Here is a 12,652-nt window from a genome sequence, read left to right on the forward strand (position 1 = left end):
CATCGGCCCGCGTTCAGACCCGTTTCGTGTCCCGGCGGAAGGCCAGGGCGGCCCCGGCCACGAAAATCACCAGCCACAGGACCACGTTGACGATCCATGCCGCATCGAATTCGCCGGTAATGGGGCTGCGCGCCAGTTGCCCTATTCCGTAGGCAGGGGTGAATCTGGCAATCTCCCCGAAGGTGTCCCCCATGACCTCAATCGGCATGAACAGGCCGCCGAGCATGGCCAGGATGGCGAGGACCGGGCCGAGGATCTGCATGACGTTCTGGCTTGGCATCAGGTATCCGACGAACAGCCCCAGTGCCGCGAAGACCAGGGAGCCCAGCCATGCGACGATGCCTGCGGTGAACCAGGCCCCGACGTCCAGGGAGACCCCCGCGAGGGCGCCGATGGTGAACTGGGCCACGACAGCCACGAGCGAGAGGGTCAGCGCTGCCGCTGCCTTGACCGCGATGTACGCTCCTGGCAGGAGCGGGGTGAGCCGAAGCTGCCGGCTCCACCCCTGCGCCCGTTCGACGGCGACCTGGCTGCCAGCGGCAGTGGCCGCGGTCATGGCGGCATACACGGTGAGGCTGATGAGTATGTACTGCCCGTAGGTGTGTCCGTTGGGGAGGTGCTGGTCCTTGTTGGACAGCCCGAAAATGAAGAAGAACACGGCCGGCATGAACAGCGTGAAAATGATGGTTCGCCGGTTGCGGAGCATCCGCTTGATTTCGATCCACAGGAACGTGCGGTTGACGCCCCCGGCTGACGGCTTCCGGCTCTGGATGGCTGCTGCTGCGCTCATGATGCGCGCTCTCCTTCGAGGGCAGTGTCGCTGGTTTGCGGTGCTGCATCTTCCCCGGTGAGCGCCAGGAAGGCCTCCTCGAGGTTGTTGGAAGCCACTTCGACGTCGTGGGCGTCGGTTCTGTTGAGCAGGTAGCGGACGACGGCGTCCGAGTCGCGGGTGCGGACGGTGACCCGTGCTCCCTCGAACGCGACGCTGTCAGCCGATGGCAGCCCGGCCAGCAACTCCCGGTCCTCCACCGGCACGGAAGCCTTCACCGTGCGGCCGGACGCGAGGTTCTTGATCTGCGCTGCGGTGCCGTCCGCTACTACGGTTCCCTGCCGGACCAGGATGATCCTGTCCGCGTAGGCGTCGGCTTCCTCCAGGTAATGGGTGGCGAAGATGACGGTTCGTCCGCGTACGGCATCGGCACGAATGGCGGCCCAGAAGTCGCGGCGTCCGGCCACGTCCATGCCTGTGGTGGGCTCGTCGAGGATAAGCAGTCCGGGGTCCGAGACCAGGGCCATGGCAAAGCGCAGCCTCTGCTGTTGTCCTCCGGAGCACTTTTCCACCCGGCGGTCGGCGATCTCCAGGATGCCTGCCCGGTCCAGGACCTCGTCCACCGGGCGGGAGGAATCGAACATGGCGGCATTAAGCTGGACGGTTTCGCGGACCGTGATGTCCCGCAGCAGGCCTCCGGTCTGCATCACGGCTGCCACCTGGCCCCGGGATATCGCTCCCCGCGGTGTGTGCCCGTAGACAGAGACGGTCCCTTGGTCCGGGGCGCTCAGACCCAGGATCATGTCGATGGTTGTGGTCTTGCCCGCACCGTTGGGTCCGAGGAAGGCCACCACCTCCCCCTGCTGCACGGTCAGGTCCAGGCCGCGCACAGCGTGGACCTTCCCGAACCGCTTGTGCAGTCCGGTGGCGTGAACTGCCGGCATACTCGCGACTGTCATGGCTCTCCTTGGCTAATGGCTTTCTCCACTGTCAATCAAAGCCGGGACCAGCTGCCGGGACTGGGGAGGAGTGTAACGAATCCCCCATGACAAATGTCATTCGCAGGATACCGCGGTCAGCCTCAAGTGCTTCTGTGGACACCCCGGCAGTACACCGTCAGCCGCGGTCGGCCCTGCGGCCCCTGCGGCTCGCGGGGGTGTCGGAATTTTCGTACGTCTGGTGAGTGGACCGGCTGCTGGCGGCGGCTGCGGCGAGCGTGCCAGTATCGCCGACATCGTCCGGGTCAACTGAGCTGTCACCGGCACGCAGGCCGTCCGACGCCGGTTCAGCGGTCTTGATGCCCGTAGCTTTGACCACCAGCACGGCAATCAGGGTGGTGACCGGGATGGCGAGGACCAGGCCGATGGAACCGACCAGGGTCCGGATGACTTCCTCGGACAGCTCGGCACTCGTCAGGGCGTCCGCCAGCGGGCGGTCATACAGCATCACGATGATGAGGATCGGCAGGGCGGCACCTGCGTAGGCGAACGCGATGGTGTACACGGTGGAGGCAATATGGTCGCGGCCGATCCGCATGGCGGATGTGAAGAGTTTGCGGGCGCTGGAGCCCGGGGCCAGCTCGTAGAGTTCCCAGACTGCCGACGATTGTGTGATGGTCACGTCGTTGAGGACGCCGAGCCCGGAGATGATCAGGCCGCAGAGGATGACGCCGCTGATGGAGATGTTGGCGGATGTGTTGACCAGCGTGGCAGCGTCGTGGCTGCCCACTCCGGCGAGGTTGGCAGCATCGGTGGCCCAGGCAGCGAGCAGCGCCGTGATGGCGAGGCCGAAGATCGTGCCCAGCAGCGCCGTCGAGGTTCTGGCGGAGAAGCCGTGGGCGAAATAGAGCACGCCGATCATGATTACCGTGGCGCCTACCAGGGCCAGCAGCAGCGGGGGCTTGCCCTCCACCAGTCCGGGCAGCATGAAGCTGGCCAGGACAAAGTACGCACCCACCAGGCCGATCAGCGCCCGGAGGCCGCGCCAGCGGGCTACCGCAATCACCACGGCCGCGTAGAGCAGGGCGAGCAGCACTATCGGCAGGGTCCGCACAAAGTCCACGAAGATGTAGGCCGGGGATCCCTGCGATGCCGATGCCCCCGCAGCCTGTGAAAGATTCAGGTACCTGATCTGGTCCCCGGGCTTGACACCATGGGATTTGGCCACATCCGGGTTGATGACCACCTTGACCGGGCTGCCTCCCCGGTCCGGCTCGGTGAAGGCGAAGGTGCAGTCGGTGCCCTGCTGACCCTGGCCCTGCTGCTGGTCGCCGGAACCGGAGGACGGGCCGGCAGCGGATCCCTGCATGCAGCTTTCCACCACGACGCTTTGGATTTTTCCGGTGTCGAAGGTTACGCCAGGCGCTGCCGAATAGGGGTTGGCGAGGGTGATGCCTTCCTTGCTTCCGGAGGGCCACAGCAGGGCCATCCCCGCGAGGGTAAGCAGTGTCAGCGGTATCAGCACGGCCGCCAGGATGCGGTTCGCTCTCCTTCGCGCGGCAACCGCCTGCGTCGTCGGTTCCGAATGCCCTGTGGAAGAAGAGTGGGAGTGACCGGACCCCATTAGACGTTAGACCTCATACCTTGAACTCTACGGCCGGCACCTTAGGGTTGGTAAATGAACCACCAGCACGTCGGAGGGACCGGAGTGACCAGGCGCAGGACTGAGGAAAACGGCAGGCTCGGCCCGGCCGTCGCGGCCGCCGCGGCCTAAGCACGAGGCCGTGCTCACGGTCCTGGAGCCTGCCGGCCCCACACTGGGCGTCGTCCTGGTGTTGCACGGCGGCCGTTCCCGCAGCTACGCGCCAGTGACTGCCCGCCACGCGAGTCCTGCCAGGATGATTCCCTTCGCAAGGCACCTGCACCGGGCAGGCAAGCGCCACGGACTGGCAGTCTGGTCGCTACGGAACAGCGTGCGCGGCTGGAACGGCGAGGACATGACGCCGCTGCAGGATGCACGGTGGGCGCTCAAGCAGATCAGCGCACAGCACCCGGGCGTTCCTGTCTATCTGCTGGGGCATTCCATGGGAGGCCTGACGGCCGTCTGCGCTGCCGACGATCCGCAGGTGGAGGCCGTGGTGGCCCTCGCCCCGTGGCTCAGCGCCGAGGCGCCCGCCTCCCGGCTGGCCGGCCGGAAAGTGCTGATCGTTCACGGCACGGGCGATCACCTGACCAGCCCGTCAGAATCCCTCAAGTTCGCCCGCCGTGCAGCCGGGGACGCAGCGTCCATGCAGTACGTCGCGCTCAAGGGGGCGGGGCATTTCATGGTCCGGCGGGTCGGGCTATGGCAGGCACTGGCCACGGGCTTCGTGATGAAGGCGTTCGGCGAACGGACCGGCGCCGACCTGCCGGCCGCACGGGCCCTGGACGAGCTGCTTCCGGGATCCGCCGATCACGTCACCCTCTAGGTCAGTCCGAGACGATCAGCGTTTCCGCGCCCGCCAGCCGCGCCTTGCCGTTTTCGAGCAAAGGCTCGACGGCGGCACGCAGGGCAGTCATCGAATCGTCCAGTTCCAGCATGACCGGATGCTGGTACGCGATGAGGGCGAGCATGTCCCGCACCGCAGCGGCCGCGTCCTCAGGCTCCAGGGCCGGATCGTGACCGACAAAAACGTCAGTTGCGGCAGCGCCCGGGGATGTTCCGTCCTGGGCCGCCCGCTCCTGCGCGGGATCCTGGGACGCCTCCGCGTAGCTGACCGCAAAGGCCCTGATCCGGCCCTTCCTGCTGGGGGCAACGCCGGCACCGAATGCGGACTCCGGCTCGGCGCGCAGCACAATCGCCCCATGAGCGCCCGTCAGGTCGTCCAGGAACAGCTTCTGCACCTGTCCCACGGAGAGCACCCCCGGGGAGTCCCAGCCGTGGATAGACGTGTAGTACCGTCCCACCACGTCGGTCAGCTCGACGGAACCGGTGGCAAGGTCCATCACCACGTCAGACCCGGCGTTTTCGTCGTTTGCCGGCCGGCCGCCGTCGTCCTTTGCCGGGAACACGGGCAGCTTCAGGGCACCCGGCTCCACGATGACCAGCCGGGACCGCTGGATCGGCGAAAGCCCGAACGCCTCGGCGAAAGCGGCACCGGGAGTGTCCGGCTGCACTTTTGCGCGGAGCCTGGTGACTCCCGACGGCGACCGCTCGGCTTCGCGGCGCAGCATGGTCAGGAGGGTGGCGCCGATCCCTGACCGGCGGTGGTCCCGCGCCACCTCGACATAGCTCCACAGCCGTTCGGGATGCAGGGTTGCCTCGTAGACGACGCCGGCAGCAACAGGGATACCGACACCGTCCTGGACGTCCTCGGCCACGATGGTGCGGCGCCATGGCGTGCCGTCAGCGCCGTCCGAGGAGGCCGTCAGGGCACCGCGGAACTGGCCGGCCTGGAACGTGTCCGGATCCCCCCAGATTTCCAGCAGCGCCAGGTCATCACCCTCCCGCCATTCGCGGTATTCGATGGCCATGCTCAGGCGCCGATCAGGCGGGCGGCCAGGTAGCCTTCCACCTTGTCCAGCGACACGCGTTCCTGGGTCATGGTGTCCCGCTCGCGGATTGTCACGGCGTGGTCGTCGAGGGTGTCGAAGTCCACGGTGATGCAGAACGGGGTGCCGATCTCGTCCTGGCGGCGGTAGCGGCGGCCGATCGCACCGGCGTCGTCGAAGTCGATGTTCCAGTTCTTGCGCAGCTGCGCACCCAGGTCCTTGGCCTTTGGCGAGAGGTCCTCGTTCCGGCTCAGCGGCAGGACCGCCGCCTTGACCGGGGCCAGGCGCGGATCCAGTTTCAGGACGGTCCGGACGTCGACGCCGCCCTTGGCGTTGGGTGCCTCGTCTTCGGTGTAGGCGTCGATCAGGAACGCCATGAAGGAGCGGGTGAGGCCGGCGGCGGGCTCGATCACGTACGGCGTGTAGCGCTCGTTGGTGGCCTGGTTGAAGTAGCTCAGGTCCGTGCCGGAGGCTTTGGCATGGGTGGAGAGGTCGAAGTCGGTGCGGTTGGCGATGCCTTCAAGCTCGCCCCATTCCGATCCCTGGAAGCCAAAGCGGTACTCGATGTCCGTGGTGCCCTTGGAGTAGTGGCTGAGCTTCTCCAGCGGGTGCTCGAAGAAGCGAAGGTTATCTTCCCGGATGCCCAGGCCGGTGTACCAGGACATGCGCTCCTTCATCCAGTACTGGTGCCACTCTTCGTCCGTGCCGGGCTCCACGAAGAACTCCATTTCCATCTGCTCGAATTCACGGGTGCGGAAAATAAAGTTTCCGGGCGTGATCTCGTTGCGGAAGGACTTGCCGATCTGGCCGATGCCGAACGGTGGCTTCTTCCGTGACGTGGTGAGGACGTTGTTGAAGTTCACGAAGATGCCCTGGGCAGTTTCCGGCCGCAGGTAGTGCAGTCCTTCATCGTTGGCCACCGGGCCCAGGAAGGTCTTGAGGAGTCCCGAGAACTCCTGGGGCTCGGTCCATTGACCGCGGGTGCCGCAGTTGGCGCACGCGATGTCCTTCAGGCCGTTTTCCGCCGGGCGGCCCTTCTTTTCCTCGTACTCTTCCTCCAGGTGGTCCGCGCGATAGCGCTTGTGGCAGGACAGGCACTCCACCAGCGGGTCGGAGAAGACCTCGACGTGGCCGGATGCTTCCCATACCTGGCGGGGCAGGATGACGGAGGAGTCCAGGCCGACCACGTCCTCGCGGCCGCGGACCATGGACTGCCACCACTGGCGTTTGATGTTTTCCTTGAGCTCGGCGCCCAGGGGCCCGTAGTCCCAGGCAGAGCGGGAACCACCGTAGATCTCACCGGCCTGGAACACGAAGCCCCTCCGCTTGGAAAGGGAAATGACCTGGTCGAGAACGGATTTTGCTGCCATGGTGGAACTCCAATTTCTACAGGGCCGCTGGGTGCGGTCCGCGGTTTCTGGCCCCGGTGACACCGTTGGTATGGCACCACTGGCTGCCGGGCGGGACGGGCGAAGGAAGTAGATGCAGAAAGCTGCGTGTCCTAGCCTACCGGCCGTTACCTCCGGAAGGCGCCCCGCGGCCACGGCAGGGTTGCCAGGATGATGGCTGCCAGGGTCAGCAGCGTGCCCAGCACCGTGGCCGGCGCCACAATGGAGCCCGGGGCGGGCAGCAGCAGGTCAAGGCCAAGGGAGCCCAGAAGCTGCCCGGCGATCATGCCCAGACCGGTGACCAGCACGCCCAGGCTGCGGACCAGCAGTGCGCCCAAGGCGATAAACACGCAACCCATGGGGCCGCCCAGGTAGTACCACCAATCCGCCGGCAGCGGATTGCCGGCTCCCAGCCAGGCAAGCTTGAGGGCCCACGCAATCCACAGCACTACGCTGCCGGCGACAAAGTTCACCAGCGTGGCAGCGATCGGAGTCCCGTAAGTGACAGTGGCCGTGCCGTTCATGGCCTGCTGGAAACTCATCAGGAAGCCCGCCAGGACAGGAAGCAGGAGCGGAAGAATCAGCGCTGCCGGTCCGCCGGGCCCCGAGCCATCCGGGGCGGCCGAAGCACCGGTCCCCGCGAACCTTGGCGAGACAGCCCAGGCAACTGCGCCGATGGTGAGGACGCAGCCGATGACCCTGATGCCGGTCACCGATTTCCTGCCGGCCGGACCGATTCCCAGCCGGTCAACGAGCAGGCCGCTCACCGTCTGCCCCGTCACGGTGGCGACGGTGAAAAGCGCCACTCCCAGCAGACCCACGGTGAAGGACTGCGCGAAGACGAACAAGGCACCGATTCCGCCGGCCATGACATATACACGGGGAAACGCGCGGCTGCGGACGGCGGGAACGATCCTGGCCAGTCCGGCGCGGCCAGCGGGCAGGCTCAGGGAGATCAGGACCATCAGGACCAGGCCCGTGCTGAAACTGACAACGGCGGCGGCGATGCCATCGTTGAGCCGGGCCCCCAGGGCGCCGTTGATACGCCCCTGGACAGGGATAGCCAGCCCCGCTCCTACTGCCAGCGGGAGTCCTGCGAGCAGCGGCAGCCGCGGGACATGGGTCATTGGATTCACCTTACGTCAGGCATCATTGCTTGTATGAGCAACCAGGACATCGAAGAGATCACCATCCGCGACAGCATGATCCGGCTTGGCCAGCTCCTGAAGCTCGCCAGCCTCGTGGAAGACGGCGTCGAGGCCACCGAGCTCATCAAGAACGGGCTCGTCAAGGTCAACGGAGAGATCGACGACCGCCGCGGCCGCCAGCTGCACAACGGCGATACCGTCACGGTCAACGGGCAGACCGTGAGGGTCGTGGCTCCGGCAGCCTGAACTCTGCGGCCGGCGCCAGGGCAGGACTCTACTTTTTCAGCACCTCATGGGTGAGGAACTCGGAAACGTGCCCGATCTCCTGCTGGTTGATGCCGTGCCACATTCCCGTGTACAGCACTTTGGTGAGCTTGACGTGTTGGCGGACCCAGGCCATGGTGTAGTCGATCTTGTCCGGCGTGATGACCGGATCCTGCTGGTCCCTGCCCCAGAACAGCGGCACGGAGCCGTCCAGTTCGTCGTCCCGGAACGCGGGATCGCCGTCGGCATCAACCACAAACCCTGACAGTCCGACGACGGCGGCAAAGTCCGTGGGACGCTGCCGCAGCAGCGTGGTGGCCATCGCCATCCCCATGGAAAAGCCGAGCAGCGTCACGGACGGATGCCCGGCTTTGATGGTGTCGATCCAGTCCAGCACATAGGCCGAAGCCCTCTTGACGCCGTCGAGCGAATAGTCGACTGACGCCGTCAGCGGAAACCAGGTAAATCCCGGTCCCATCGCCAGGGGCGCCCGCACTGAAGCCACGGCAAATTCCCCGGGCAACAGGTCCGCCAGGCTCAGGAGATCCTGCTCGTTGGCGCCGTAGCCGTGCAGCAGGACCAGCAGGGGCTTACCGGCTCGCTGGTCCTCGGGCTGGGACCACAAAACAACAGGGGCGGGAAATACAAGGGCGTCGGTCATGGTTTCCATTGTTACAGTTACCCCACGGTAACAACCTACGGTGGCGTAGCTTGAGACGCGGAAGGCAGGATAGGACCGTGAGCGAAGCAAGAGCCATGCCGAATTCCACGGCAGCCGTAGAATCCCACCCCTGGAGCCGGTACGTTGCCCTCGGAGATTCCTTCACGGAGGGCATCGGCGATCCCGAACCCTCAAGCCCCGGCGGCTACCGCGGCTGGGCAGACCGTGTGGCCGAGGAACTGGGCCGCGGGCACAACGACTTCGCCTACGCCAACCTGGCCGTCCGCGGCAGGCTCCTGCAGCAGATCGTCGACCAGCAACTCGCCCCGTGCCTGGCCCTGAAGCCGGACCTGATCACCCTTTCCGCCGGGGGCAACGACCTCATCCGGCCCGGAGGCGATCCTGACGCCCTCGCGGAAAAGCTCGATTCTGTGGTCCAGATCCTGGCCGTGGGCGGTGCCACCGTGGTGCTGTTCAACGGCCCGGACACCGGCTCCTCGGTTCTGGGCCGGATCCGGAGCAAGGTGGCCATCTACAACGAGAACCTCCGCACCGTTGCCGCCCGCCACGACGCCATCATTGCCGACATGTGGTCGCTCCGGCAGCTCAGCGATCCGCAGATGTGGGACGAGGACAGGCTGCACTTTTCACCCCTTGGCCACCACACCATCGCTGCCATGGTCCTTGACTCGCTAAACGTTGACCACAGCCTCGAACCGCTGGTACCTAAACCACTGCCGGCCCGGACGTGGCGGGAAGCCCGCACCAATGACCTCGTGTGGGCACGTGAATACTTTGTCCCCTGGGTTGTGCGGAGGCTCCGCCGCCGCTCGTCCGGAGACGGGGTGACGGCAAAGCGCCCGACGGCGGGACCCGTCTTCGGGCCCGGTGTCCCGCTGGGATCGGGCGAAGGACCGCCCGGCACAACCGACGCCAGCCGCCACTAGCGCGGACCTGCGGGTGGAAGCGCATAGGGCACAGGGAATGGATCCTGACGACGTGGTGCCGCTGAGGCTGAAAAGCCAGATGCTGCGGGAACCTGGCGCTGCCTCCCCTGGGGACGCACTCAGGAACCTGCTGGCCGTCCAGGCGCAGGAGTTCGCGTACGCCCGCTGGAGCCTGGCACAAAGGACCTCCGCCCAGGGCACGTCCGGGCGTACGCCCGCCGCCACTGCAGCTGATGTTGAACTGGCCGTCGCCGACGGCCGCATCCTGCGCACCCATATCCTCAGGCCCACCTGGCATTTCGTGCACCGGGATGACCTGCGCTGGCTAATGGCCCTGTCCGCGCCCCGGCTTCACCAGGCGAACGCCGGGATGTACCGCACGACCCGCATTGACGCAGCGGCCGCGGAACGGAGCGGCCAGGTCCTGGCCGAGGCGGTCCGCGGCGGGAACCATCTGACCAGGGAGGAGCTCGCGGTGAGGCTTCAGGACGCGGGCTTCGCGGCCAAAGGAGTGGAACTGGCCTACCTGATCATGCATGCGGAAATCAGCGCGGTCCTGGTCAGCGGTACGCCCGTGCGGAGCCCGGGCGGCGCCCTGAAGCAGACGTATGCCCTCTTTGACGAACGGGTGCCGCCCGGGCCGGATGCTCCCCTGTCCCGGCCCCTGTCCCGGGCGGAGGCGCTCGCCGAGCTGGTCCGGCGCTACTTCACCAGCCGTGGTCCGGCCACCGTGAAGGACTGTTCCGACTGGTCCGGACTGACAATGGCGGACATCCGGCAGGGCCTGCTCAATGCGCTTGAGGACGACCGGGCCGCACCGGAGACCACGGTGATTGATGGCATCGAATTCTATTCCAGCCCGGAAACCGACCCCGGCGCAGCGCCGGCCCCGGGCAGGCCTTTCGTGGACCTGATCCAGTGCTACGACGAATACGTCATGGGTTACTCGGCCACCCGGCATTACCTCGGAGGCACCGCGCCTGCCATTCCTGCCGACGGCGCCCTCATGCACGTGGTGCTGCTGAACGGACGGATGATCGGGTCCTGGCGGCACGTCCTGCTGCCCGGACGGTGCGAACTGGACATCCGCCTTTCCACCTCGGCTGCACCGGCTTCGGCAGCAGCGGCTGAACGGCTCGACGCCGCGGTGAACGACGCCGTCGCACGCTACGCGGCCTTCCTGGGCATCCCGGCCACGCGTGTGCAGTCCGGGGCTAAGCTGGAAGGACACATATGAGAGGCGCCACGCTGTGAACAATCTGTTTTTCTGGATCATCGTTTTGTCGTTCGTGATACCCATGGCGATGCGGATGTACCGGAAGTCCGTCCGGCGCCGGAACCAGGAACAAAGCTTTTCCGGCCGGTACCCCGAACAGTTTCCCGGCGCCCGTCCCGGACCGCAGAGCAGCCAGCCCCGCGACGGCTACACGCAGCAGGACTACATGGCCGGCGGCTTCCGCCAGATCGACAGGCCCCAGCCGCTGCCCCCGGTCCAGCCCCTTCCGCCGCTGAACGAGCCCTTCCCGCCATATGACCAGCCAATGGCTTCCCGGGAGCAAGGGCCCGGCCAGGAAACGCGGCAGCAGCCGCCTGCCCCTGCGGCTCCCCCGCCGCCGTCGGCCCAGCAGGGCTTCCGGGCCCGGAAGCTCGCCGAACTGGACCAGCAGTACAGCAACGGCGAGCTGGCCATGGAAGACTACATGGCCCGCCGGGCCGAAATCATGAACGGCTAGATTCCCGCCTGTGGCAGGATCACTAAGGGCTAGACCAGGAACGTCTTCCCGAGCTGGCTGCCGAGCTGTCCGATCTCTGTGAGGAACCCGTCGTGGCCGATGGGCGCTTCAATGACGTGGACGTCCACGTCTCCGGGCAAGGCTGAGGCCAGTTCGCGTGACTGGGACGGGAAGTACAGCCGGTCGCTGTCCACGGCTGCCACGAAAAACCGCGCGGTGGCCCGGTCAAGGGTCTCACGCAGGGAACCCCGCCCGCGGCAGATATCGTGGCTCATGAGTGCCTCGGTGATGGCGATGTAGCTGTTGGCGTCAAAGCGCCGGACGAGTTTGCTGCCCTGGTGGTCCAGGTAGCTTTCCACCTGGTAGCGGCCCCGGTCGCCCAGGGATGCGGCCTGCAGCGGTGTTTCCGCCGCCTGGGCCGTCCGGCCGAACCGTCCGTCGAATTCCGCGGCCGAGCGGTAGGTGATGTGCGCGATCCGCCGAGCCAGCGCGAGGCCGTCCTCGGGGAAAGGACCGCCGTAGTAGTCGCCGTCGTTGAAGTTGGCGTCCTGCCGGATCGCCAGGGTCTGCGCCTGGGCAAAGGCGATCTGTTCGGCGGTGCTCGCCGCTCCGATCGAAATCACCGCGCAGCGCTGCACGCGTTCCGGATACGTGACTGCCCACTCCAGTGCCCGCGCGCCGCCCATCGAACCGCCCATGACCGCGAACCAGCTCCGGATGCCCAGCTGGTCAGCCAGCCTGGCCTCGGCAACAGTACTGTCCCGAAGGGTAACCAGGGGGAAGCGGGAGCCCCACGGCCTTCCGTCCGGAGCAGGCGACGACGGCCCGGTGGATCCGTAGCAGCCCCCCACGATGTTGATGGACACAACGAAGAACCGGTCCGTGTCCACGGGTGCCCCGGGTCCGGCCAGTTGCTCCCACCAGCCGGGCTCGTCGCTGTCGCCCCGGGTCACGTGGGTGCTGCCTGTCAGGGCGTGCTCGATGAGGACGGCGTTGGATCCGTCCGCGTTGAGCGTGCCCCATGTTTCGTACGCCAGGGTGACGTCGGGGAGGAATCCGCCGGCTTCGAGCTGCAGCCCCCCGATGGCGGCATAACGGAGCACTCCGTTTTCGGGTACGGCTGTACGGGAGACGGTAATCGTCATCTGAGGACCTTTTCTACGCGCTTGCCTGCCGTCAAATGACCGGCAGGCCAGGTCTTCACCCGGGGCACCCCACCGCGGAAGGAGGGTTGCCGGCCAGCAAGCCGGGGCTGTCGCTGGCACTCATGACC

General features: G+C 66.5%; 13 protein-coding genes and 1 riboswitch. Of the genes, 5 read left to right on the forward strand and 8 right to left on the reverse strand.

Annotation, left to right across the window (positions count from 1 at the left end; all coding sequences use genetic code 11):
• Positions 1-13: 13 nt before the first annotated feature.
• The 3 genes from QFZ40_RS13280 to QFZ40_RS13290 form a co-directional block, all read right to left on the reverse strand.
• Positions 14-790: an ABC transporter permease gene (locus tag QFZ40_RS13280; protein ID WP_306904924.1), complete on the reverse strand. Its 777-nt coding sequence runs from the start codon at positions 788-790 to the stop codon at positions 14-16.
• Positions 787-1,728 (reverse strand): ABC transporter ATP-binding protein, encoded by a 942-nt coding sequence (locus QFZ40_RS13285; protein ID WP_306904925.1) that lies wholly within the window; start codon positions 1,726-1,728, stop codon positions 787-789. Before QFZ40_RS13285 ends, QFZ40_RS13280 begins: the two co-directional genes overlap by 4 nt.
• Before the next feature lie 157 nt (positions 1,729-1,885).
• Positions 1,886-3,331 (reverse strand): YibE/F family protein, encoded by a 1,446-nt coding sequence (locus tag QFZ40_RS13290; protein ID WP_306904926.1) that lies wholly within the window; start codon positions 3,329-3,331, stop codon positions 1,886-1,888.
• A 160-nt stretch (positions 3,332-3,491) separates the two neighbouring features.
• On the opposite strand from QFZ40_RS13290, the gene QFZ40_RS13295 reads away from it, so the two are divergent.
• Entirely contained in the window at positions 3,492-4,175 is a 684-nt protein-coding gene (locus QFZ40_RS13295; protein ID WP_306904928.1) for an alpha/beta hydrolase, read from the forward strand.
• 1 nt (position 4,176) lies between these two features.
• On the opposite strand, the gene QFZ40_RS13300 is transcribed toward QFZ40_RS13295, so the two are convergent.
• From QFZ40_RS13300 to QFZ40_RS13310, 3 genes are all read right to left on the reverse strand, one after another.
• Complete coding sequence (locus QFZ40_RS13300; RefSeq protein WP_306904929.1) at positions 4,177-5,220, reverse strand: GNAT family N-acetyltransferase; 1,044 nt, start codon at positions 5,218-5,220, stop codon at positions 4,177-4,179.
• A gap of 2 nt (positions 5,221-5,222) precedes the next feature.
• A complete protein-coding gene (locus tag QFZ40_RS13305; RefSeq protein ID WP_306904930.1) occupies positions 5,223-6,608 on the reverse strand; it encodes a glycine--tRNA ligase in 1,386 nt (461 codons plus the stop codon).
• 146 nt (positions 6,609-6,754) lie between these two features.
• Positions 6,755-7,753, reverse strand: a complete 999-nt coding sequence (locus QFZ40_RS13310) for a DMT family transporter (RefSeq protein WP_306904931.1) — start codon at positions 7,751-7,753, stop codon at positions 6,755-6,757.
• A 33-nt stretch (positions 7,754-7,786) separates the two neighbouring features.
• Here QFZ40_RS13310 and QFZ40_RS13315 point away from each other — a divergent pair, with 33 nt between their 5' ends.
• A complete protein-coding gene (locus QFZ40_RS13315) occupies positions 7,787-8,020 on the forward strand; it encodes an RNA-binding S4 domain-containing protein (RefSeq protein WP_306904932.1) in 234 nt (77 codons plus the stop codon).
• Positions 8,021-8,048: 28 nt separating this feature from the next.
• Here the strand turns inward: QFZ40_RS13315 and QFZ40_RS13320 are convergent, their stop codons facing one another.
• The gene (locus QFZ40_RS13320) at positions 8,049-8,699 is read right to left on the reverse strand and encodes an alpha/beta hydrolase (protein ID WP_306904933.1); all 651 of its coding nucleotides are present in this window, start codon (positions 8,697-8,699) and stop codon (positions 8,049-8,051) included.
• Positions 8,700-8,794: 95 nt separating this feature from the next.
• Between QFZ40_RS13320 and QFZ40_RS13325 the strand changes: the two genes are divergently transcribed.
• The 3 genes from QFZ40_RS13325 to QFZ40_RS13335 are packed head-to-tail and all read left to right on the forward strand — an operon-like array spanning position 8,795 to position 11,379.
• A complete protein-coding gene (locus QFZ40_RS13325; protein WP_306906921.1) occupies positions 8,795-9,646 on the forward strand; it encodes an SGNH/GDSL hydrolase family protein in 852 nt (283 codons plus the stop codon).
• Between the two features lie 37 nt (positions 9,647-9,683).
• The gene (locus QFZ40_RS13330; RefSeq protein ID WP_306904934.1) at positions 9,684-10,883 is read left to right on the forward strand and encodes a winged helix DNA-binding domain-containing protein; all 1,200 of its coding nucleotides are present in this window, start codon (positions 9,684-9,686) and stop codon (positions 10,881-10,883) included.
• A gap of 13 nt (positions 10,884-10,896) precedes the next feature.
• Entirely contained in the window at positions 10,897-11,379 is a 483-nt protein-coding gene (locus QFZ40_RS13335; protein ID WP_306904936.1) for a hypothetical protein, read from the forward strand.
• A gap of 29 nt (positions 11,380-11,408) precedes the next feature.
• Here QFZ40_RS13335 and metX read toward each other — a convergent pair whose 3' ends face one another.
• A complete protein-coding gene (gene metX, locus QFZ40_RS13340) occupies positions 11,409-12,524 on the reverse strand; it encodes a homoserine O-acetyltransferase MetX (protein ID WP_306904937.1) in 1,116 nt (371 codons plus the stop codon).
• Positions 12,525-12,536: 12 nt separating this feature from the next.
• A riboswitch (SAM riboswitch) is annotated at positions 12,537-12,652 on the reverse strand.

It is taken from the genome of Arthrobacter pascens (assembly GCF_030816475.1).
In the GTDB taxonomy this organism is placed as follows: Bacteria; Actinomycetota; Actinomycetes; order Actinomycetales; family Micrococcaceae; genus Arthrobacter; species Arthrobacter pascens_B.